This is a genomic window from Alphaproteobacteria bacterium LSUCC0684, from assembly GCA_041228335.1.
Lineage (GTDB): Bacteria > Pseudomonadota > Alphaproteobacteria > Puniceispirillales > UBA1172.
In genome coordinates, this window is sequence record CP166130.1 from 835,191 (window position 1) to 856,968 (window position 21,778).

General features: G+C 55.3%; 20 protein-coding genes. 12 read left to right on the forward strand and 8 right to left on the reverse strand.

The window, feature by feature from the left end:
* Positions 1-10: 10 nt before the first annotated feature.
* Entirely contained in the window at positions 11-1,384 is a 1,374-nt protein-coding gene (locus tag AB8880_03950; GenBank protein XDZ66559.1) for an aspartate aminotransferase family protein, read from the reverse strand.
* A gap of 280 nt (positions 1,385-1,664) precedes the next feature.
* On the opposite strand from AB8880_03950, the gene AB8880_03955 reads away from it, so the two are divergent.
* The 4 genes from AB8880_03955 (at position 1,665) to AB8880_03970 (ending at position 5,178) form a co-directional block, all read left to right on the forward strand.
* Positions 1,665-2,438 carry an arylmalonate decarboxylase gene (locus tag AB8880_03955; protein XDZ66560.1) on the forward strand — a complete coding sequence of 258 codons (774 nt, stop codon included), beginning with the start codon at positions 1,665-1,667 and terminating at the stop codon, positions 2,436-2,438.
* Between the two features lie 72 nt (positions 2,439-2,510).
* A complete protein-coding gene (locus tag AB8880_03960; GenBank protein ID XDZ66561.1) occupies positions 2,511-3,989 on the forward strand; it encodes an aldehyde dehydrogenase in 1,479 nt (492 codons plus the stop codon).
* A gap of 68 nt (positions 3,990-4,057) precedes the next feature.
* Positions 4,058-4,594 carry a thiamine pyrophosphate-binding protein gene (locus AB8880_03965; GenBank protein ID XDZ66562.1) on the forward strand — a complete coding sequence of 179 codons (537 nt, stop codon included), beginning with the start codon at positions 4,058-4,060 and terminating at the stop codon, positions 4,592-4,594.
* Positions 4,582-5,178, forward strand: a complete 597-nt coding sequence (locus AB8880_03970) for a thiamine pyrophosphate-dependent enzyme (GenBank protein XDZ66563.1) — start codon at positions 4,582-4,584, stop codon at positions 5,176-5,178. Before AB8880_03965 ends, AB8880_03970 begins: the two co-directional genes overlap by 13 nt.
* A gap of 96 nt (positions 5,179-5,274) precedes the next feature.
* On the opposite strand, the gene AB8880_03975 is transcribed toward AB8880_03970, so the two are convergent.
* Positions 5,275-5,706: an Rrf2 family transcriptional regulator gene (locus AB8880_03975; protein XDZ66564.1), complete on the reverse strand. Its 432-nt coding sequence runs from the start codon at positions 5,704-5,706 to the stop codon at positions 5,275-5,277.
* 114 nt (positions 5,707-5,820) lie between these two features.
* On the opposite strand from AB8880_03975, the gene AB8880_03980 reads away from it, so the two are divergent.
* The 7 genes from AB8880_03980 to glpK all read left to right on the forward strand — a co-directional run bounded on the left by AB8880_03980 (position 5,821) and on the right by glpK (position 14,314).
* Entirely contained in the window at positions 5,821-6,699 is an 879-nt protein-coding gene (locus AB8880_03980) for an MBL fold metallo-hydrolase (protein XDZ66565.1), read from the forward strand.
* Between the two features lie 55 nt (positions 6,700-6,754).
* Entirely contained in the window at positions 6,755-8,347 is a 1,593-nt protein-coding gene (locus AB8880_03985; protein XDZ66566.1) for a sulfur transferase domain-containing protein, read from the forward strand.
* 23 nt (positions 8,348-8,370) lie between these two features.
* Complete coding sequence (locus tag AB8880_03990) at positions 8,371-10,137, forward strand: SulP family inorganic anion transporter (protein XDZ66567.1); 1,767 nt, start codon at positions 8,371-8,373, stop codon at positions 10,135-10,137.
* An 11-nt stretch (positions 10,138-10,148) separates the two neighbouring features.
* Positions 10,149-11,558 carry a cytochrome ubiquinol oxidase subunit I gene (locus AB8880_03995; protein ID XDZ66568.1) on the forward strand — a complete coding sequence of 470 codons (1,410 nt, stop codon included), beginning with the start codon at positions 10,149-10,151 and terminating at the stop codon, positions 11,556-11,558.
* 12 nt (positions 11,559-11,570) lie between these two features.
* Entirely contained in the window at positions 11,571-12,575 is a 1,005-nt protein-coding gene (gene cydB, locus AB8880_04000) for a cytochrome d ubiquinol oxidase subunit II (protein XDZ66569.1), read from the forward strand.
* Positions 12,575-12,682 carry a DUF2474 domain-containing protein gene (locus AB8880_04005; GenBank protein XDZ66570.1) on the forward strand — a complete coding sequence of 36 codons (108 nt, stop codon included), beginning with the start codon at positions 12,575-12,577 and terminating at the stop codon, positions 12,680-12,682. Before cydB ends, AB8880_04005 begins: the two co-directional genes overlap by 1 nt.
* A 141-nt stretch (positions 12,683-12,823) precedes the next feature.
* Positions 12,824-14,314 carry a glycerol kinase GlpK gene (gene glpK, locus AB8880_04010; GenBank protein XDZ66571.1) on the forward strand — a complete coding sequence of 497 codons (1,491 nt, stop codon included), beginning with the start codon at positions 12,824-12,826 and terminating at the stop codon, positions 14,312-14,314.
* Positions 14,315-14,343: 29 nt separating this feature from the next.
* On the opposite strand, the gene eda is transcribed toward glpK, so the two are convergent.
* The 6 genes from eda to AB8880_04040 form a co-directional block, all read right to left on the reverse strand.
* Positions 14,344-14,973: a bifunctional 4-hydroxy-2-oxoglutarate aldolase/2-dehydro-3-deoxy-phosphogluconate aldolase gene (eda, locus tag AB8880_04015; GenBank protein XDZ66572.1), complete on the reverse strand. Its 630-nt coding sequence runs from the start codon at positions 14,971-14,973 to the stop codon at positions 14,344-14,346.
* On the reverse strand, positions 14,970-16,787 hold the full coding sequence (gene edd, locus AB8880_04020; protein XDZ66573.1) for a phosphogluconate dehydratase: 1,818 nt from the start codon (positions 16,785-16,787) through the stop codon (positions 14,970-14,972). The genes eda and edd overlap by 4 nt, the downstream gene beginning before the upstream one ends.
* Positions 16,788-16,789: 2 nt before the next feature.
* Complete coding sequence (locus tag AB8880_04025; protein ID XDZ66574.1) at positions 16,790-17,386, reverse strand: 6-phosphogluconolactonase; 597 nt, start codon at positions 17,384-17,386, stop codon at positions 16,790-16,792.
* Positions 17,383-18,837: a glucose-6-phosphate dehydrogenase gene (gene zwf, locus AB8880_04030; protein ID XDZ66575.1), complete on the reverse strand. Its 1,455-nt coding sequence runs from the start codon at positions 18,835-18,837 to the stop codon at positions 17,383-17,385. Before zwf ends, AB8880_04025 begins: the two co-directional genes overlap by 4 nt.
* The gene (locus tag AB8880_04035; GenBank protein ID XDZ66576.1) at positions 18,834-19,787 is read right to left on the reverse strand and encodes a carbohydrate kinase; all 954 of its coding nucleotides are present in this window, start codon (positions 19,785-19,787) and stop codon (positions 18,834-18,836) included. Before AB8880_04035 ends, zwf begins: the two co-directional genes overlap by 4 nt.
* 63 nt (positions 19,788-19,850) lie before the next feature.
* Complete coding sequence (locus AB8880_04040) at positions 19,851-20,483, reverse strand: AAA family ATPase (GenBank protein XDZ66577.1); 633 nt, start codon at positions 20,481-20,483, stop codon at positions 19,851-19,853.
* Positions 20,484-20,667: 184 nt separating this feature from the next.
* On the opposite strand from AB8880_04040, the gene AB8880_04045 reads away from it, so the two are divergent.
* Positions 20,668-21,699 carry a LacI family DNA-binding transcriptional regulator gene (locus tag AB8880_04045; GenBank protein XDZ67014.1) on the forward strand — a complete coding sequence of 344 codons (1,032 nt, stop codon included), beginning with the start codon at positions 20,668-20,670 and terminating at the stop codon, positions 21,697-21,699.
* Positions 21,700-21,778: the final 79 nt, after the last annotated feature.

The window sequence follows — 21,778 nt, forward strand, 5'->3', positions numbered from 1 at the left end:
TCCGGTTTTCCTATCCAAGGACAGCGTTGACTGCCCTGGCGGTTCCTTCGACAACCTGATCCGCTTCTTGCCTTGTCAGGCAGAAGGGCGGCGCAAAGCCGAGAATATCACCCTGCGGCATGGCCCGGGCAATGATCCTGCTTTCTTCAAGAAGCCTTGCGGCTATCCGGGGGCCGATTTTTTCCGCGGCATCGAAGAATTTGCGATCATCTTTATCGGCCACAAATTCAACGGCGGCAATCATGCCTTCGCCCCGGACTTCCCCGACATGCGCATGGCCGGCAAGGGCATCGGCAAGGGCGGCGTTGAAATATGCGCCGGTCTCACGCGCATTGCTGATCAGGTCAAGCGTATCAATCAGTTTGAGATTGGCAACACCACTTGCCGCGCCGATCGGATGGGCGGAATAGGTCCATCCATGACCAATGGGTCCATTCTCATCGGTGCCGTCTTCGAGCACCTTCCACATTTTTGTTGAAACGATGCTGCCGGATAAAGGCGCATAGGCGGATGTCAGTCCTTTGGCGATGGTGATCAGGTCAGGGGTCATGCCGTAATGATCCGAGCCGAACATCGAGCCGAGCCGACCAAAGCCCGTCACCACTTCATCCGCGATCAGCAGGATGTCATGCTTCTTGAGAACAGCCTCAATCGCCTGCCAGTATCCTGCCGGTGGCGGGACGATGCCGCCGGTGCCCAGTACCGGCTCGCCAATGAACGCGGCAATCGTATCCGCTCCCTCCCGGGCGATGAGACTTTCCAGGGACTGAACGCAATGCTCAACGAATTCATCTTCGCTTTGCTCGAGGTTTTCGCGCCGATAGTAATAGGGGGCTTCGGTATGCAGGATAGTTGAAAGCGGCAGATCGAATTTCCGGTGAAAAAGTTCAAGGCCCGTGAGTGAGCCCGTCATCAACCCGGATCCATGATAGCCGCGCCAGCGTGAAATGATCTTTTTCTTCTCAGGCCTGCCGAGGATATTGTTATAGTACCAGACGAGTTTGATATTCGTTTCATTGGCATCGGATCCTGATAGACCGAAATAGACCTTGCTCATATTCGCGGGGGCGCGATCGAGAACCATTTTTGCAAGGGTGATGGCTGCTTCGGTTCCGTGCCCGACATAGGCATGATAATAGGCAAGTTCTTTTGCCTGTTCAGCGATGGCCTCGGCAATTTCCGGCCTTCCATATCCGACATTGACGCAGTAAAGCCCGGCAAAGGCATCAAGCAGCCTGGTGCCATCACGATCTTCGATCATGCATCCATGGCCGCCGGTGATGACTCGGTTTGGCAATTCACCACGGGAAAATTGCGCAAGATGCGTTGAGGGGTGGAAAAAATTGTCCCGATCCCATTGCTCCAGTTGATCATTTTTAAGCATGTTGACCTCCCTCATCCGTATTGCACTGTTTTGGCCGGAGCCTCTGGATATCTATCCGGTCCAGGCATGAAAGTCTAGGTTAAGGGGAAGTTGATTACAAAAGTCCCGATACTGATGAAAGCCCGATACTGATGGAAGCCCGATACTGTTGGAAGCCCGATACTGTTGGAAGCCCGATACTGTTGGAAGCCCGATACTGTTGGAAGAATGTGTTGTAATGCGCTACGCTCAGAAGATGCCGGGCAGGTTTATCTTATGCCCGGGCAGGGGAGTTTGCGTCATGCCTGAAACACCATCTCAAGGATCAGAGATCAGCCAGATGCCGGAAATGTTTGATATCGGCACCCATCACCGCGCCAAGATCGGGTTTGTCCTTTTGGCAACCGAACAGACGATTGAAGATGATATGTTCAGGTTATGTCCTGATGGGGTTGGGCTTCATTTTACCCGTGCCGCCAATCCGGACAGCATCACAATCAAGACGTTCAATGAACAATTGCCTGATCTGTCCCGTGCCGCCTCGACGTTGCTTCCCGATGGCAGCCTGGATGTTATCTGCTACGCCTGCACCTCCGGCAGTATCGTCATGGGGGAGGCGAGGATTTTCGACGCGCTCAGCAAGGGGGCGCCATATGCCCGGCCCACTTCCCTGATTACATCGGTCATGGCAGCTTTACGAGCGGTTGGCGCAGAGCGTATCGCCGTTGCAACCCCGTATCTTGATGAAATCAATAAGACGGAGGCCGAATATCTCACCGCCAACGGGTTCGATGTACTGGCGATTGAGGGGCTCAATCTCGAAAAAGACAGCGACATGGTGCGGGTGAGGCCCGAATTTCTCTATGAGTTTGCCGCATCCGTCGACCAACCCGATGCCGACGCGCTGTTTATTTCCTGTGGCGCGTTACGATCGCTTGAAATAGTTGATCGCCTCGAACAAAAATTGGGCAAACACGTGATCTGCTCAAATCAGGCGATGGCCTGGCATTGCCTGCGTCAAAGCGGCATCAGCGATGTTATCCCCGGATTCGGAAGGCTCTTGCGTGAGCATTGAAGGGGGTTTTTTCCGAAGATCAGAAGGGCCAGGTCTCTTGACTGAAATATAAGAATTAGGGAAATTTTAATCATGAAAACCTATAATCACTTTATCAACGGCGCCTGGGTTGAGCCCTCATCGGGGGAATATTTCGACACCGAAAACCCCTATACCGGCGAAGTCTGGGCCCGTGTTGCCCGCGGCAATGCAGAAGACGCAGACAAGGCAGTGAAAGCCGCCAAGGCCGCCTTCGATCAGGGCGAATGGGCAGGGATGCGCCCGACCACGCGCGGCAAGCTTCTGGTGCGGCTTGCGGAGATCATTGAGCGCGAATCTGTCCGTCTTGGTGAACTTGAGGTGCGCGACAACGGCAAGCTGATAGCCGAAATGGGGGCACAGACAAAATATCTTGCCGAATGGTACCGTTATTTCGGCGGGCTGGCCGACAAGGTGGAAGGCGCGGTCCTGCCGTCGGACAAGCCCGGTATTTTCAACTTCACCCGGTATGAGCCGCTTGGCGTGGTGGGCATGATCACGGCGTGGAACTCACCGCTTCTGCTTCTTGCATGGAAACTTGCACCGGCGCTGGCGGCGGGCAATACGGCGGTGGTCAAACCGTCGGAATTCACCTCCGCCTCAAGCCTTGAATTTATGGAACTCATTAAGGAAGCAGGCATCCCCGATGGCGTCGTGAACTGCATCACTGGCATGGGGCTGGAAGTCGGCCAGCCGATGGTGGATCACCCTGATGTGGCCAAGGTTGCCTTCACCGGCTCTGATGTCGCTGGGCAGAAGATCTATGAGAGCGCGGCGCGAAAGATTATGCCGGTAACGCTTGAGCTTGGTGGCAAATCCCCCAATATCGTGTTCGAGGACGCGGATTTCGAAGCCGCCGTGATGGGGGCGATCTCCGGCATTTTCGCCGCAACCGGCCAGACCTGTATTGCGGGCTCCCGGCTTCTGGTTCAGCGGTCCATCCATGATGATTTCGTCACACGTCTCGTGGAAGTGGCGGGCGCGGCCAGGATCGGTGATCCCATGTCGATGGAAACCCATGTCGGGCCCGTTACCACCCAGCCGCAATATGAGAAGATCCTGCATTACATGGATGTGGCGCGGGAAGATGGCGCGACCTGCGTTCTTGGGGGCAAGCCCTATACCGGTGAAGGCGCGAAAGGCAACCGTTTTGTCGAGCCGACGATTTTCACCAATGTGAAGAACGATATGCGCATCGCCCAGGAAGAGGTTTTCGGCCCGATCCTTTCGGTCATTCCGTTCGACGATGAAGAAGAAGCACTCCGCATCGGCAATGATATCGTCTTCGGTCTTGCTGCCGGGGTCTGGACTTCAGATATCGGCCGGGCGATCCGCATGTCGGAGAAACTCAAGGCAGGCACGGTCTGGGTGAATACCTACCGGGCGGTGAGTTTCATGTCACCCTTCGGCGGCTACAAGCGTTCAGGGCAGGGGCGCGAAAGCGGGCAGGAGGCCATCAAGGAATTCCTGCAGGTCAAATCCGTCTGGATCGCCCAGCAAACCACCGCCGCCAATCCTTTCATCATGCGTTAGGTCGGTTTCAAGATTTATCAGTATCAGGATCGCCGCGATCTTGCGGCACAAGGGGGAGGGAAGTTGCTATGGATGGTGGTCAGGATACGGCAATCCGGGGCTGGCAGGATCTGATCATGCCGACCCTCAAAGGGTTTGATGTGAGGCATGTTGTCTATGTCCCCGATGCCGGGCACAGCACAGCGATCCGTGCCGCAGAAGAGGATAAGGATATCATCTCCCTTCCCCTGACCACCGAAGAAGAGGGGATAGGCTATCTTGCCGGGGCCTGGCTTGGCGGTGACCGAGGGGCGCTTCTTTTGCAGTCGAGCGGTGTGGGCAATTGCATCAATACGCTCTCACTCAGTACATGCGCGAGATTTCCCCTGCTCATGCTGGTGACCATGCGGGGAGACTGGGCGGAATTCAACGCCTGGCAGAACCCGATGGGAGAGGCAACGGAAAAAGCTCTTGAAATGATGGGGGTGCGGACCTGGCGCGCCGATAAGGAAGATGACGTCATCCCGCTTCTGCATGGGGCGGCAACCATGGCCTTTAATGGTGATGCGGCTTGCGCGCTTATCCTTGGCCAGCGACTGATAGGAGAGAAGAAATGGACAGGCTGAAGGATCAACACGTCCTTGACCGCCGCCATGCGGTGGCAACGCTGCTCCGTGATCGAGGTGATCTCCTGGTTGTGACCGGGCTTGGATCACCGGCCTATGACGTCATGGCCGCCGGTGATCACGACAGCAATTACTATCTCTGGGGGGCGATGGGCAGCGCGGCCATGATCGGTCTGGGCCTGGCCAGGGCACAGCCGCATCGGTCTGTTCTGGTCCTCACCGGTGATGGTGAGCTGATGATGGGGATGGGCGGCCTTGCCACGATTGCGGTTGCAAAACCCGCCAACCTCACCATTGCCGTACTTGATAACGGTCTTTTCGGTGAAACAGGCCTGCAGCGAAGCCATACCGGCCATGGGGTTGAGATATCGCGCATTGCCGAAAGCATGGAGTTTGCGTGGACCGGAATTATCCGTGATCAGGATGATCTGGAAGTTCTTCGCGCCCGGCTTCATGATCGTGATGGCCCCCGGCTTGCCACGATCAAGATCAAAGGTGAAAACCTTCCCCGTGTTCTGCCGCCGCGTGATGGAGTATATATCAAGAACAGGTTCAGGGCCGCGCTTGGCCATCAACCAATCTGACAGAAAGATATAAATCCGGCAGGCAAAGTGAGCCGCATTTCATGCTGAACAGATGGGCGAAATCATCGCAACGCCCGCGATATCGAAAAAGCCCATTCAGGGCTTCAGCAGATTGAGAAGACTGCGCTGATTGGCGGTTATGTCGGCGATGGTCACCTGATCCATTTCATCCATGAAACGCTTCATTGCCCGCATCAGCACAAGATTAAGCTTGCATTGGCTGATCAGCGGGCAGGTGTTTGTCTCGCTATTGAAACATTCGACAAGTTCAAGCGTATCTTCTGTCTTGCGGATCACCGCGCCAACCGTAATGTCTTCCGCAGGACGAGCCAGCCTGAACCCGCCATTGCGGCCGCGTACGCTCTGGATGAACCCCCATTGGCCAAGCTGATGCACACATTTGACGAGATGCGCCTTTGAAATGTTGAAGGCATCGGCTACTTCCTGGCACTGGCACAGACGGTCCGAATGCAGATTGGCAAACATCAATGTCCGCAAGGCATAATTTGAATATTGGGTCAGTCGCATCACCGCATTCTCCAAAACTTATATTTTTGATATAAGTTTTATATTGACCTGTAAAGATACATTTAGTATATAAGTTTAAGGTTATATAAGCAATCTATCTTTTGGAGGAGTGATATGCCTGCAAATACATCACCTGAAGTCAGGGCCTATTACGATACGGATACCAATACGGTCAGCTACATTGTGATTGATCGCACGACAAATGCATGTGCGGTGGTGGATTCGGTGCTCAACTTTGATTACGCGTCGGGAACGATTTCCTATGAACAGGCCGATGAGATCATCGAATTTATCGGCGCATCAGGGCTCAAGCTGGAATGGCTGATTGAAACCCATGTACACGCTGACCATCTTTCGGCGGCCCCCTACATTCAGGAGAAATGTGGCGGCGAGATCATGATTTCCAAAGAGATTTCGGCGGTTCAGAACATCTTTGGAAAAGTGTTCAACGCAGGAACGGAGTTCGAACGCGATGGCAGCCAGTTTGACAGACTGCTCGAAGATGGCGACACATATCGAATTGGCAATCTCGAAGGGCGGGCCATCCATACCCCTGGCCACACACCGGCCTGTATGGCGCATGTGATCGGTGATGCGGTTTTTGTCGGCGATACGCTTTTCATGCCTGATGGCGGAACCGCGCGCGCGGATTTTCCGGGTGGAGATGCACGCACCCTCTTTCGTTCGATCCATAAAATTCTGGCACTTCCGGATGAGACGCGGGTTTTTGTCTGCCATGACTACCAGCCCGGCGGACGTGAAGTGATGTGGCAGACAACCATAAAGGAACAGCGTGAAAAGAACATTCATATTGGCAACGGGGTAGGCGAAGATGCGTTCGTGGCCAAACGTGAAGCGCGGGATGCGACCTTGAACATGCCCAAACTGATCATGCCGTCCATCCAGGTCAATATGCGGGCAGGCCACATGCCGGCGGCAGAAGACAATGGTGAAACCTACCTGAAAGTGCCGGTATCAGGGTTGCGGTCCTGATCCCGGTCTTCGATTGGAAGGCAATCAATAGAGATCAGGTTTGAAGAGGTAAAAGATGGATATTAAACAAATTGCATCAGGTTTTTCGGTCACCGGTCAAATTCAGGTCGATGACGTGAAAGAGATCGCGGCCAAGGGGTTCAAGGCCATCATCTGCAACCGTCCGGATGATGAAATGGGGGCGGTGGCCCATGGGTTGATTGCTGCAGAAGCGAAAAATTGCGGCCTTGAGCTGCATTATCTTCCTGTTGCCGGAACAGGCATTACAGAAGAAAATGTGGTGCAAGCCGCGGCATTGATTGAAAAGCTGCCGCATCCTGTTCTGGCGTATTGCCGATCAGGCAAAAGATCAGAAAGCCTCTATCAAGCGGTGCAAGCCATGGTGAAGCCAGGCCGTTCAACCCGGCGTGATACGGATCACGGCCTTCAAGTTGTTATTGTTGGTGGCGGGGCCGCGGGCATTGCCACGGCTTGCAGTCTCATGGAAAGATCGGCGGGTGTGAACATCACCATCATCGAGCCGTCGGATGTGCATTTCTATCAGCCCGGATGGACAATGGTTGGCGGCGGCGTTTTCGAGAGCGAAACCACGGTTCGTACCATGGCCAGCCAGATCCCCGGCGGCGTCAGATGGATTAGGAATTCGGTTGAGCGATTTGACCCTGAAAGCAACATGGTCTTTGTCAAGGGGGGCGAGGGGATCGGCTATGATCAGCTGGTTGTCTGCCCGGGCCTTGCTCTCGACTGGCAGGCCATTGACGGGCTTGAGGAAACACTGGGGCGCAACGGAGTTACGTCGAATTACAGATTTGATCTCGCCCCCTATACCTGGGACCTGGTCAGCAATCTCAAATCCGGCAAGGCCATTTTCACCCAGCCGCCCATGCCCATCAAATGCGCTGGCGCGCCGCAGAAGGCAATGTATCTGTCCTCTGATCACTGGCACAGAAAAGGTGTTCTGAAAGATATCGATATCGAATTCTGTAATGCGGGCGGGGTTCTTTTCGGGGTCAAGGAATATATCCCGGCCCTGATGGAATATGTGGAAAAATATCAGGCGCAGTTGAGTTTCAATTCAAATCTTGTTGCCATCGATGGTCCGGCCAGGGTGGCAACCTTCGCCTGCACCGATGAAAACGGCAAAACCCGAAAGGTCAAAAAGACTTTTGATATGATCCATGTCTGCCCGCCCCAGAAGGCGCATGGGTTCATCAGCGCCTCGCCGCTGGCCGATGCCGCCGGCTGGGTGGAGGTGGATCCATCAACCTTGCAGCATAAGCGTTTTAAGAATATCTGGTCGCTTGGTGATACCGCGGGCACGTCCAATGCAAAGACGGCGGCGGCGGTGCGCAAGCAGGCCCCCGTTGTTGCTGAAAATCTTCTTGCCGTATCTTCGGGTAAAACCCCGGAGATGGTCTATAAAGGCTATGGATCATGCCCGCTCACGGTTGAGCGAGGCCGGATTGTTCTGGCGGAATTCGGCTATGGTGGGGTTCTTCAGCCCACCTTCCCGAAATGGCTGATCAATGGCGAAAGGCCGACACGTCTCGCCTGGTTCCTGAAAGAGAAAATTCTCCCATCGCTCTACTGGCATGGGATGCTCAAGGGCAAGGAATGGATGGCAAAGCCTCGTCGGCAGGCAAGCTAGTTCATGAATAAGGGTGGCCAGCGGTGCTGAAACAGTATTTTCCAATTTTGACATGGGGCCGGGAGTATTCATCGAGCCAGTTGACCGATGATGCAATAGCCGCCGTGATCGTGACGGTAATGCTCATCCCGCAGTCTCTTGCCTATGCGTTACTGGCCGGGCTTCCCGCCCATTTGGGTCTCTATGCCTCGATCCTGCCTCTTGTGGCCTACGCGATCTTCGGCACAAGCTCGGCGCTGGCGGTCGGGCCGGTTGCGGTCGTATCCCTGATGACGGCTGCGGCGATCGGCAATCTCGGTCTTGAAAGCCTCGAAGAAATCATCCTCGCGGCAACGATTTTGGCAGGACTTTCCGGCGGTATGCTCATCCTGATGGGGGTGCTGCGTCTCGGGTTTCTTGCCAATTTCCTCAGCCACCCGGTTATCGCCGGATTTATCAGCGCATCCGGCATGGTCATTGCTTTCAGCCAGCTCAAACATCTGCTTGGGGTGGAGGCATCCGGTCATAATCTGATTGAACTCATCGCGTCGCTGATGGCGAAGATAAGCCAGATCAACATGCCAACAGCCCTGATCGGGTTTACAGCGCTGGCCTTTCTTTTTTGGGTCAGGTCAGGTCTCAAACCTGTCTTGACCGGGCTTGGCATGAGCGCGCGCATGGCCGGGCTCATGACCAAACTCGGGCCGGTGCTCGTTATCGTGATGACAATTCTGGTGACCCGGGTGCTGCATCTCGATCATGAAGGGGTGGCGATCGTCGGGATAATCCCGCAAGGGCTGCCCGGTCTCGGCATACCTGATCTTGGCTCCGGGCTGTGGATGGAACTTGCCGGATCTGCTTTTCTCATTTCCATCATCGGATTTGTTGAATCCGTCTCTGTTGCCCAGACACTGGCCGCCAAGAAACGCCAGCGCATCTATCCTGATCAGGAACTGATCGGTCTCGGGGCCTCGAATATCGCCTCATCTCTTTCGGGCGGATATCCGGTTACAGGCGGATTTGCCCGGTCGGTGGTCAATTTTGACGCCGGCGCGGCAACTCCCGCGGCCGGGGCATTTTCGGCGCTTGGCATCGCCTTTGCCACGATGTTCCTGACGCCGTTTCTGTTCTATCTTCCCAAGGCGGCATTGGCGGCAACGATCATCGTGGCGGTGCTGTCGCTTGTTGATTTTTCTGTTCTCCGCCGCACGTGGATTTACTCGAAAGCTGATTTCATGGCGGTGTTTCTGACACTTTCCGGCACCCTCCTGCTCGGGGTGGAGATTGGCGTCACCCTTGGTGTGGTGACCTCGATCCTTCTCTATCTTCTCAAAACCGCCCGCCCGCATATAGCGATTGTCGGGCAGGTAGGCGAAAGCGAACATTTCCGCAATATTCATCGCCATCGTGTCCGGATATGGGATGAGTTGCTGTCCATCCGTGTTGATCAAAGCCTATATTTTGCCAATGCGCGCTCGCTCGAAGATTTCATCACCGCGAGATTAGCCGATTATCCTGATATCAGGCATGTTGTGCTGCAATGTTCGGCGGTGAACGAGATTGATGCAAGCGCGGTGGAATCGCTTGAGGCAATTAATGAAAAACTCGCTTCCATGAATGTCGAATTTCACCTTTCCGAAGTCAAGGGCCCGGTCATGGACCGGCTGGATCGGATCAATTTCACCAGGCATATCTCAGGGCAGGTTTTCCTATCCCAGATCGATGCCGTCAAAGCCCTGACCCGCAGCAAGGGAAAACTCAGTGCTGGAAAACCTCAAAAAGGCAAAGCTGTGCAGGTGGCCGAGGCATAAGGAGGAACACAATGACAGAACTTCCGCTGGCAATAGATCTTGCCCGAATGCAGTTTGCGTTCACGGTATCCTTTCATATTGTTTTCCCTGCCTTTTCCATTGGTCTTGCATCATATCTTGCGGTGCTTGAAGCCCTGTGGCTGAAGACCGGCAGGCAGGTCTATATCGATCTCTTCCAGTATTGGGTGAAGATTTTCGCGCTGGCCTTCGGGATGGGTGTCGTCTCCGGCATTGTCATGAGCTACCAGTTCGGGACGAACTGGTCCGTATTCTCGGACAAGACCGGGCCTGTCCTTGGCCCGCTCATGGGGTATGAAGTGCTCTCTGCCTTCTTTCTTGAAGCCGGCTTCCTTGGGGTGATGCTGTTCGGGATGAACAAGGTTGGCAAAGGGCTGCATTTTCTGGCAACCCTGATGGTTGCTGCCGGGACGCTCTTTTCCGCGTTCTGGATACTTTCGGTCAACAGCTGGATGCAGACCCCGGCAGGATATGGCATCAATGAGATGGGGCAGTTCATCCCGGTAAACTGGGTTGAGATCATCTTCAATCCATCATTTCCCTACCGGCTGGTGCATATGGTTCTGGCCGCCTATCTGACAACTGCTTTCGTGGTCGGCGGGGTAGGGGCCTATCATCTCTTGAGGGATCGCAGCAATCAGGCGGCACGGGTGATGTTCTCCATGGCCATGTGGATGGCCGCGATTGTGGCTCCGGTCCAGATTGTTGCCGGGGATCTGCATGGGCTGAATACACTGGAGCATCAGCCAGCGAAAGTGGCCGCCATGGAAGGTCATTTTGAAACGCAGAGAGGTGCTCCGCTCATCCTTTTCGGTCTGCCGGATATGGAAGCCGAAGAGACCAGATATGCCATCGAAATTCCCCGGCTGGGCTCAATGATCCTGACCCATGACTGGAATGGTGAGGTCAAGGGACTCAAGGAATGGCCCCCAGAGGAAAGGCCGAACGCAACACTGGTGTTCTGGTCGTTCCGGGTCATGGTCGGCATTGGTTTTGCGATGATGGCGCTTGGCGCGTGGAGCCTGTGGCTGCGATTGCGAAAGTCGCTTTATGATGCAAAAGGCACCTATCTTGCGGCAATGATCATGGGGCCATCGGGTTTCATCGCTGTCCTGGCGGGATGGATTACAACGGAAGTCGGTCGTCAGCCCTATACTGTCTACGGGCTGCTGAAAACCCTGGATTCCGCCTCGCCGCTGGATGCACCGGCTGTCGCCGTTTCGCTGGCGGTATTTGCCGGGGTATATTTTGTGGTCTTTGGCGCTGGCGTTTTCTATATCCTTCGCCTCATGGGCAAGAGTCCCGATAGCGGGGAATCCGGCCTTGATGCAGGCGTTCCGTCCCGTGCCGCCGGCGGTATTGCAGTCTACGCTGATACCAACCAGTCCCAGCCGGCGGAATAAAGGAGGAAAGCTATGGGTATTGACCTCGCGTTTATCTGGGCAGGGCTGATCGCTGTTGCTATTCTCGCCTATGTCATTCTGGATGGTTTTGATCTCGGGATAGGCATTCTGTTTCCGTTTCTCAAAGGTGTGCGTCATCGCGATCAGGCGATGAATACGGTGGCGCCGGTATGGGATGGAAATGAAACTTGGCTTGTGCTTGGCGGCGGCGGGTTGTTTGCTGTCTTCCCGCTGGCCTATGCCATCATTCTGCCCGCCCTTTACGCGCCAATAATCGCGATGCTCATCGGCCTGATCTTCAGGGGGGTTGCATTTGAATTCCGCTGGCGCACAAACCGCTGGAAGACAACCTGGGATATGTCCTTTTTCCTGGGCTCGCTGACGGCATCTTTCGCCCAGGGGGTGACGCTGGGTGCCCTCATCCAGGGGATCGAGGTCTCTGGCCGGGCCTATGCCGGGGGGTGGTGGGACTGGCTGACGCCATTCAGTCTGATGTGCGGGGTGGCGCTGGTCGTCGGCTACGGGCTCCTTGGGGCGACATGGCTGATCATGAAAACGGATGGAACGCTCAACAGCAGGGCATATCACTTGAGCTGGTTTCTTGCCGCAGGCATGGCTCTTGTGATGGGGATTGTCAGTATCTGGACCCCGTTCCTCGACCCGAAATTCATGCAGCGCTGGTTTTCAGCCCCGTCTATCTATTACGTGAGTGTTGTCCCCGTCATCACCTTTGCCCTTTTTGTGGCGCTTGTGCTCAGCCTCAATGCCAAGAGAGATGGCAGGCCGTTTCTGATTTCCCTCGCCCTCTTTCTGATCAGTTATATCGGTCTTGGAATAAGCATGTATCCCTTCATGATCCCGCCTTCCATCACGATATGGCAGGCGGCCGCGCCAGATGAAAGCCTGCGTTTCCTGCTGACAGGCACTGTTGTCTTGCTGCCGGTAATCGTGATCTACACCGCCTATAGCTACTGGGTATTCAGGGGCAAGACCAGATCAGGTGAAGGGTATCATTGATGGCGAAGTCATTTACGAAGCGTCTCTTCTGGTTTATGGCTTTATGGGCGGGTGGCGTGCTCACCATCACGGCGGTCGGGATGGTGATCAGGATTGTCCTGATGTGAGGTTTTCATTCTGATGGATGGCACCTTTTAACTATTTCCGGATTTCTGGCTTGGCTTGGGCTTTTTGGCACGCCATTATGGTGGCCGCTCCTGATTGCAATCTGCTGGAGCATATTCTGTTTCTGGAAGGTTTAACGGGCCATGTCAAAAGACTATATCCTCGCCATAGACCAGGGCACGACATCGAGCCGTGCCATCATCTTTGACCGCAACCTGAAACCGCTGGTCACCGCCCAGGAAGAGTTCGAACAGTATTTCCCGCAATCAGGCTGGGTTGAACATGATCCGGAAGATTTGTGGTCAACAACGATCGCCATGTGTTTGCAGGCGATGGAACGCGAGCATATCGAGCCGGGTGACATAGCCGCCATCGGCATCACCAACCAGCGAGAAACCACGCTTGTCTGGGATCGCAAGACGGGCAGGGCTGTTTACAGGGCCATTGTCTGGCAGGATCGCCGTACGGCGGAATACTGTCAGAAACTCAGGCAGGAAGGGCATGAGCCGATGGTGACGGCCAGAACAGGCCTTCTGCTCGACCCCTATTTTTCGGCCACCAAATTGGCCTGGATTCTTGATAATGTCGACGGCGCAAGGGCGAAAGCAGAGGCAGGGGATCTTCTTTTCGGCACGGTGGATACATACCTGATCTGGCGGCTGACCGGCGGCGCCTCCCATGTCACCGACGCCACCAATGCCGCCCGCACCATGATGTATAATATCAATAAAGGCGGCTGGGATGATGATTTGCTGGAGCTGTTCAACATCCCCCGCCAGATGCTTCCCGAAGTGCGCGACAGTTCCGGTGATTTTGGCACCACCCGTCCTGATCTTTTTGGCGGGGCATCGCTGCCCATTATGGGTGTTGCCGGTGACCAGCAGGCAGCGACGGTAGGGCAGGCATGTTTTGAGCCGGGGATGACCAAATCCACTTATGGCACGGGGTGCTTTGCGCTCATGAATACCGGCAAGAAGCCTGTTTTTTCGAGCAATAAACTGCTCACCACCATTGCCTATCAGCTTGATGGCAGGCCGGTCTATGCGCTGGAAGGTTCGATCTTTATCGCCGGGGCGGTGGTGCAATGGCTTCGCGACGGGCTGAAACTCATCGGAAGTGCCGGTGAAACCGAAGCCCTTGCGAAATCGGCCAATCCAACCGAACAGATCTATCTTGTCCCGGCCTTCACCGGGCTTGGGGCGCCGTACTGGAATGCGGAATGCCGCGGCGCAATCTTCGGCCTGACGCGTAATACCGGCCCGGCCGAAATCGCCAAAGCCGCGCTGGAAAGCGTCGCCTATCAGACCCGTGATCTGATTGAGGCCATGCGGCAGGACTGGAAAGGCGCAAGCCAGACGGTTTTGCGGATCGATGGCGGGATGGTGGCCAATGACTGGGCAATGCAGACACTGGCCAATCAGTTGCTCGCCCCGGTGGATCGGCCGGTGGTGACGGAAACAACGGCATCTGGCGCGGCGTATCTGGCCGGGCTTGCTGCCGGCATTTGCCCGCCGCCAGAAGAATTCGCGACGTCATGGTCGCTTGATAGAAGGTTTGAGCCGCAGATTTCCGCCGAAGAAGCAAACAGGCTTTATGACGGCTGGCAGCAATCCATCGCCAGATTGCTCCATTAGATCCTGCCTGAATATTCCGAGCCGGCAAATCACACGCGAGGGGTTAAGGCGGAACATGCCCTGGCATTGGCGCTGATCGCGTCAAAGTTACCAGCCGCCAGCAGGTCTTTTGACGCGACCCATGATCCACCGACGCAAGCGACATTGGGCAAAGCCAGCCAGTCAGGAGCGGTTTGAACGGTGATACCACCGGTCGGGCAGAAAATCGCATCCGCCAGCGGTGAGGCCAGCGCCTTCAGATATTCAGGGCCGCCCGCCGCCGTCGCCGGAAAGAACTTCATGGCGGGAAAGCCTTCGGCAAGGAGCCCCATCATTTCAGAGGCGGTGGCGGCACCTGGCAAAAACGGCATGCCTTCATCCCGGGCGGATTGCAGCAATTCAGGATATGCCCCGGGGGAGACCACGAAATCCGCCCCGGCGTCTTTTACCGATGTCATCTGCCCCGGGCGCAGAACGGTCCCCGCACCGACGGTCATATCCGGACGTTCCCTGGCGATACGCGCGATGGCATCAAGGGCTGCGTCACTCCGCAGGGTGATTTCGATCACGCTGATCCCGCCTTCGGCCAGTGCATCAGCCAGCGGGATGGCATCATCGGCTTTTTCAATGATCACCACGGGGATCACCGGCCCGATGGCCATGATGGATTTAACGCTCATTTGTATCTCCTCAAGAGATTGATGCCGCCGCCAGCCTCTGCTGATGCTGCCTTCTCGCGCATATCGGCAAAGAGCTCACGGCCAAAACCGCCTTCGAAGGCGTTGGCGTTGGCATCGGGGCGTCGGCTTAAATCTGCCGCAACCTCCAGCGTGCCGGTATTGGCATCAAGGGTGATCACGTCGCCATCCCTGATCCGGCCGATCGCGCCGCCATTTATAGCCTCCGGCGTCACATGAATTGCAGCAGGCACCCGCCCCGATGCACCGGACATACGTCCATCGGTGATCAGCATGACCGCATGCCCCTGATCCTGAAGATTGCCCAGGATTGGTGTCAGGCTGTGCAACTCCGGCATGCCATTGGCTTGCGGGCCCTGGTTGCGCACCACCACGGCCAGGTCACGGTTCAACCGTCCTTCGGCAAAGGCCGCCTTGACTTCTGTCTCATGATCGAACACGGCCGCCGGGGCGGTGATGCGGTGATGCGCGGGGTCTACCGCCGAAATTTTGATCACGGCCCGGCCCAGATTGCCCGACAGCATGGCAAGACCGCCATTGGGGTGATGCGGGTTGGCAACCGGCCGCAGGATATCGTGGTCAAGCGAAGTTTTTGGCGCAGGAGTGAAGATAACACCAGACTCACCCAGTTTGGGTTCAACGGCGTAATCTGCAAGACAGTCTCCCCATACGGTCAGGGCAGAGCCGTCAATGAGCCCGGCCGCCAGCAGTTCTGCCATGACATATCCCATCCCGCCGGCGGCGTGGAAATGGTTCACATCCGCGTTTCCATTGGGGTAGATACGGGTCAGAAGCGGCACCACGTCGGACAGGGCAGCAAAATCATCCCAGCGCAGATCAATCCCCGCTGCCGCCGCCATGGCCGGAAGATGCAGCGTGTGGTTGGTCGATCCCCCCGTGGCATGAAGCCCGACAATCGCGTTGACGAAACTGCGTTCATCCAGCATCCGGCCTATCGGCCTCGGTGATGCCCCGCGGCGGCTGATGGCGACAGAACGCATGCCGGTTTCGATATTGAGGGCATGGCGCAAATCGCTATGGGGATGCTCAAACGCCGCCCCGGGCAGATGAAGACCCATCACCTCCATCAGCATCTGGTTCGAATTCGCCGTGCCGTAGAAGGTGCAGGTGCCGGGGCCATGATAGGATGAGGCTTCGGCCTGCAGCAATTCCTTGCGGCCAATCTCCCCGCGGGCAAAAGCCTTGCGACGGGCGGCCTTTTCCGCATTTGGCAACCCGCTTGACATCGGCCCGGCCGGTACCATGATGACAGGGATATGACCATGGCTGAGCGCGCCGATCACCAGTCCCGGGACAATCTTGTCGCAGATCCCCAGGCACAACGCGGCATCGAAAACACCATGGCTCAACCCCACGGCGGTGGCCAGGGCAATCACATCTCTTGATGCCAGCGACAACTCCATCCCCGGCCGGCCTTGCGTAACCCCATCGCACATGGCAGGAACACCTGCCGCCACCTGGGCGGTGCCGCCAGCCTGCCGGATCGCCGCTTTGAGGATTTGAGGAAACTGCTCATAGGGCTGATGCGCCGACAGCATGTCATTATAGGCCGTGATAATCCCGATATGCGGCTTGCGGCCCGATAGCAGTTCCGCCTGATCCTCGAGCGCCCCGGCGGCGGCATGGGCCAGGTTGGAACACCCGATCATCCCGCGGTTGCTATCGGGGTCGTTTTCCATCCGCAGGATACGTTCGAGGTAATTTGCTCGTGTGGTCCGGCTTCTTTTTCTGATGGTTGCTATCGTTTTCTCAACCGCGGGATTGAGGTCAGCCATCGTCAAATCCTTTCATGCGTGATGCGTGTTCCGCCATGGGCCAGCAATCTGGTGACAGGCAGATCAGCACCATTGAGGGCTTCATGCAATACGGTTTTTTTCTCCTCGCCAACAACCATCAGCACCCGATAGGGGATGGCCAGGATCATCGGCAGGTTCATGGTGATACGCGGATGAAGCGGGTTGCCCATCGGCGCCGTGGTAATGATTGCCGGGTCTGCACCCACATCAAAAGCAGTCCCATCATCCATCATGGAGGGAAAGAGAGAGGCGAAATGGCCATCAGCGCCCATCCCCAAAATGCCGATATCGGGCACCTGATCTGCGGGCCAGTCCTGAAGAGGGATGAATTGTGCCGCCATGGCCCTGTCTTTCAGGAACATCTCCCGGATCAGTTTCTGGTTGCTGTCGTCATGGGACGAAGGCACAAGCCGGTCATCAATCAGGGTCACGGTAACCCCTGACCAGTCAAGATCGCGAACCGACAACCCTTGATAGAGTAGAACAGGGCTTGAGCCGCCGGAAAGTGCAAGGCTCACCTTGCCGTTTCTGTCTATCCTGTCCCCGAGGGCGGAGGCAATGTCATCAATCAGTGTCATACATCTTCTTTCGGGTCGAACCACGCGCGGCCGGTACTTGTCAGCAAATCATCCGTCGGCCCCATGGTGCCCTCACGATACATCAGCGGGATGCGTTTGGTGGCGAGATCGACAAGAGGGTCGATGAATTCCCACGCCGCCAGCACTTCATCAAGACGCATGAACAATGTCTGGTTGCCCCGGGCTATATCCATCAACAGACGTTCATAGGCTTCCGGCAGGCGTTCGTTGAAGGTTTCCCCGAAACTGAGGTTGAGTTCGGATGGGAAGAGCCGCATCCCCCCCGGTCCGGGTTCCTTGGAAGTGAGCAGCAACCGCAGCCCTTCATGAGGCTGCACCCTGATGATCAGCCGATTGGGAATTTCATTGATCTCATCGGTGATCCCGTCTCTTGCGAAAATATCATGGGGGCGGTTTTTGAAAGTAATCACGATTTCAGAAGCCCGGGTTTTGAGCTTTTTCCCCGTCCGGATATAGAACGGCACCCCGGCCCAGCGCCAGTTGTCGATCAAAACCTTCAGCGCAACATATGTCTCGGTTGTTGTCGGCACTCCCACTTCCTGGGCGTATTCCTGATACTGGCCAAGAACGACATTCTCGGGCCTGACAGGTCTCAGCGCTTCAAGGACTCTCTTTTTTTCATTGCGGACCTGATCGGCATTGAACCGGGCCGGTGGCTCCATCGCCACAAGGCAGAGCAACTGCAGGAGGTGGTTCTGGAGCATGTCCCGGATCGCACCATAATTGTCGTAGTAGCTGGCACGATTGCCAGCCCCGACCGTTTCCGCCACGGTGATCTGGATATTGTCGATATAGCGGTTGTTCCACAGCGCTTCAAAAATCACGTTGGCAAAGCGCAGAGCCATGAGATTCTGCACCGTTTCCTTGCCCAGATAATGATCAATACGGTAGATCTGATCTTCCCTGAAGACCGAAAGAAGCTCATCATTGATCTCTTGCGATGAAGCGCGGTCATGGCCGAGGGGTTTTTCCACCACCAGCCGGCTCTGGGGCAGAACAAGTCCGGCTTCATGAATGCGCTGGCAGGCAGCGCTGAAAAGTGACGGCGCAATCGACAGATAGAAAATAACCGGACGGTTCGCGTCGGCCTTTGCCAGTAAACTGTCAGCAAGGCCGGTCATGCTCATCGGTTTGCTCATATCGATACAGGCAAATTCAACAAGACCCATGAACCGGTCCAGCAACCTCGCGCCATCATCAAGGCCGGATAGGGCTGGCTGGCAATGCGGCTCCAGTTTAGTTTTGAACTCTTCGGGGCTGATCTCCTGCCGGCCGACGACAAAAAGCCGGAAGTCATCGGTTACCTGCCCCGCCGCATAACGCAGTAAGAGCGCCGGAAATATTTTCCGCAACGAGAGATCACCTGTTCCGCCAATGATCACATAGTCGCTGGCAGGTACCACGGCCGATTGAGGTAAGGTTTCACTCATGACAACAGATCTTCCCGGGTTGGAGGATTGCACCCTTGTTTTTCGCAGTTCAACGCCGCTGCTTTTGCCGCACGCGCCACCATCGCCTCAAGCTCTTCCGAGGAGAGAGCATGGATGGCATGCGCGTCGCTGATATCATGGTCAACAAGCCAGGCCAGCATGGACGCCATGAATGTATCACCGGCGCCAACCGTATCAACGAGAGATCGGACAGGATGGGCGGGTGCCTCGATCTCGGCAGCGCCGCTGCAAGCCCGGGCACCATCGGCACCTTTGGTCAGAACCCGCAACCCGGTGGATGAAATTGAAATAAGATGATCAAACGCCGCCGACATTTCCATCTCCGGATAGAGCCACGCCAGATCCTCATCGCTGAGTTTGATGATATCCGCAAATCTGAACATGCGCTCCAGCCTGTTGATATAGCTCACCCGATCTGCAACCAGCAATGGGCGAACATTCGGGTCAAGTGAAGTGATTACACCATGTTGATGGCAGGTAATAAAGAACTCTTCCCATAATGCGGCATCATCACCGCCGGAAAGCGCAAGGGAGCCGATATGAAAGAGCCATGCTCCTTCCTGCAGGATGGCGCCAAACTGATCTTTTGTGATGCACCGTTCGGCGGTGCCGTTGCGGTAGAACTGATAGCTGGGCTGGCCTTGCTCAAGCGATACCACCGCAAGTGATGCCGGGGCATCCAGCCGAGGACCTTTGAGGTTCACGCCAGCCTCGATCAACCGATCTGCCAGCAATTTGCCCAGCCGGTCGTTTGACATTGGCGTGACATAATCCACGTCACACCCCTGACGTGCTGATGCCAGGGCCAGATTGAAGGGGGAGCCACCGGGATAGGCGCTGTATCGGGGTATCCCATCGACAACCTCATTTTCGACAAAATCGATCAGGTTCTCACCACCAACAACAATCTTGTACGAAACTGACATCATCTTCCTCGTGGAGGGTTTTCATGCACATGCCGCCTGTCATCAGGTGCATTATTTCCGAAAATATCAGTCTTGGTAACCATTTCCGATTATCCAGGTTGAAGGCAGAGCTCTTGATAAAATCCGCCGTGCATTCACAAGGTCATTTGACTGCGCACGTTTGATGGCCAGATCTTCAGGCATGCCCTGATCACGCCAGCGCTTGGTAAGGCGTTCTTCCAGCACATCCTCAGGAACATCAAGCCAGATGCTGGCATCCCATTTACGCGCCAGGCCAGACCAGCCGGGTTCATCAAACAGCAGATAGTTTCCTTCAAAAAGTAAAATCGACACGCCATCAGGCACCAACCCGCCATCTTCAATCACGCTGTCCGTATCCCGGTCAAAAGTTGGAAAGCGTCGGGTTTTGCCAGCCTTCAAATCATCGATCAATGTTGCAAAACCTCCATGGTCAAAGGTTTCAGGTGCGCCCTTTGACGCGAGCATCCCGCGTTCTTCAAGGATGGCATTATCCAGATGAAACCCATCCATCGGCACGGCGCAGCATCTCTTGCCTAGACGCTGGGTCATCTTTTCGGCCAGGGTGGATTTCCCGCTGCCGGGCGGCCCGGCTATGGCGATGAGCGTGATCCCGCCCCACGGGGCCAGCGCGGCTATGCCTTCTGCCGCCTGATCGATGTTGATTGTCGCTGGTTTCACGTCAGGTGCCATTTGAGCAAATAGGTTTTCGTTCACGCGAAAGAAAAGTTTGCCAAATCGATGTCATGTTGCCTTGCACAAAACTTTACACGCGTTAATATTATGTGTATTCTTGTGAAAGAAATTGTCAAGTAATTTCTGCTTTCAGGAGGCTGTGCAACACCAGGTGATGAGCGATAAGGTGATGAGCGATAAGATGATTAGAAATATGGATGAGTTTGCCGCACTGATCGGCATTTCCCGTCCCACGGTTTCAAAATATTTTAATGATCCCGACAGCGTGAGGTCATCAACGCGGCAAAAGATTGAAGCCGCCCTCAAAGAATATGATTATCGCCCGAATATCTATGCCATTAACCAGAATCGCCGGTTGACGAAAAATATCGGTATCGTGGTCCCGTATCTGGCGGATCCCTTTTTTGCTGAAATTGCCCGGGTATTGGAACGCCGATGTATAGACGCCGGCTACACGCCGACACTTTTTTCCTCGCATGGCGAGCCCGCTAATGAAAACGCGATTCTTGATACCTTGCGCGCCATAAAACCGGCAGGTGTGCTGCTCGCCCCTTTGGGTCGGCTCTCGGACAGGAAATATGTGGAAGACTTCTGCAATGATGTGCCGACGATATTATTTGACAGCAACATTGAAGGGGTAGGGGCGGCATTTATAGGTTCGGATAATTTCAGTTTTGTTTCGCAAACTGTTGAGTATCTTAGCAGAACAGGAAATGTTCCCTGTTTTTTTGAGATGCGTGATCCGGCAAATCCGAACGCCAATAAACGCCGTCATGCCTATATTGAAATGATGAAGCGGCTTAATCTTGAACCACATATCGTGAAGATTGATGGTACGGGCTGGGGGTTTGAAGAAATCGGCCGCCAGGGTGCCCTCAAGGTTCTGCGGGAGAATTCATTACCAACGGATACGGTCCTCTGCAGTAACGACCGGCTGGCCATTGGTTTTCTTTCTGCCTGTCATGAACTGGGAATCAAGGTTGGCCGCGGCGAAGGTTGCACGCTTCGCGTCGCCTCACATGATGATCACCCGTATTCCCGGTTCACCTGTCCCTCCCTGACCACCGCGGCCCATGATTACGAAGCGGTCTCCAGCCATGCCGTTGAAACCCTGTTCCGCCTGATCGAAGCCGGCGGCAAACTTGATAAACGTGAAGAAACGCTGTTTGCGGCACGACTGATCATGCGCGGTTCGGCCTGACCTGTTCGTTACATGGACTTGATAAACAATCATAAATTTACGCGCGTAAAATAATTATTGACGCGAGAAAAAAATTTTG

Bases quoted from the DNA above. Each gene is read 5' to 3' on its own strand.
- AB8880_03995 (XDZ66568.1), top strand. From the start codon at position 10,149: ATGACAGAACTTCCGCTGGCAATAGATCTTGCCCGAATGCAGTTTGCG.
- AB8880_04005 (XDZ66570.1), top strand. From the start codon at position 12,575: ATGGCGAAGTCATTTACGAAGCGTCTCTTCTGGTTTATGGCTTTATGG.
- AB8880_03970 (XDZ66563.1), top strand. From the start codon at position 4,582: ATGGACAGGCTGAAGGATCAACACGTCCTTGACCGCCGCCATGCGGTG.
- AB8880_04035 (XDZ66576.1), bottom strand. From the start codon at position 19,787: ATGATGTCAGTTTCGTACAAGATTGTTGTTGGTGGTGAGAACCTGATC.
- AB8880_03960 (XDZ66561.1), top strand. From the start codon at position 2,511: ATGAAAACCTATAATCACTTTATCAACGGCGCCTGGGTTGAGCCCTCA.
- edd (XDZ66573.1), bottom strand. From the start codon at position 16,787: ATGGCTGACCTCAATCCCGCGGTTGAGAAAACGATAGCAACCATCAGA.
- AB8880_03955 (XDZ66560.1), top strand. From the start codon at position 1,665: ATGCCTGAAACACCATCTCAAGGATCAGAGATCAGCCAGATGCCGGAA.
- AB8880_04025 (XDZ66574.1), bottom strand. From the start codon at position 17,386: ATGACACTGATTGATGACATTGCCTCCGCCCTCGGGGACAGGATAGAC.
- AB8880_03975 (XDZ66564.1), bottom strand. From the start codon at position 5,706: ATGCGACTGACCCAATATTCAAATTATGCCTTGCGGACATTGATGTTT.
- AB8880_03980 (XDZ66565.1), top strand. From the start codon at position 5,821: ATGCCTGCAAATACATCACCTGAAGTCAGGGCCTATTACGATACGGAT.
- eda (XDZ66572.1), bottom strand. From the start codon at position 14,973: ATGAGCGTTAAATCCATCATGGCCATCGGGCCGGTGATCCCCGTGGTG.
- AB8880_03965 (XDZ66562.1), top strand. From the start codon at position 4,058: ATGGATGGTGGTCAGGATACGGCAATCCGGGGCTGGCAGGATCTGATC.
- AB8880_04045 (XDZ67014.1), top strand. From the start codon at position 20,668: ATGAGCGATAAGATGATTAGAAATATGGATGAGTTTGCCGCACTGATC.
- AB8880_03950 (XDZ66559.1), bottom strand. From the start codon at position 1,384: ATGCTTAAAAATGATCAACTGGAGCAATGGGATCGGGACAATTTTTTC.
- AB8880_03985 (XDZ66566.1), top strand. From the start codon at position 6,755: ATGGATATTAAACAAATTGCATCAGGTTTTTCGGTCACCGGTCAAATT.
- zwf (XDZ66575.1), bottom strand. From the start codon at position 18,837: ATGAGTGAAACCTTACCTCAATCGGCCGTGGTACCTGCCAGCGACTAT.
- glpK (XDZ66571.1), top strand. From the start codon at position 12,824: ATGTCAAAAGACTATATCCTCGCCATAGACCAGGGCACGACATCGAGC.
- cydB (XDZ66569.1), top strand. From the start codon at position 11,571: ATGGGTATTGACCTCGCGTTTATCTGGGCAGGGCTGATCGCTGTTGCT.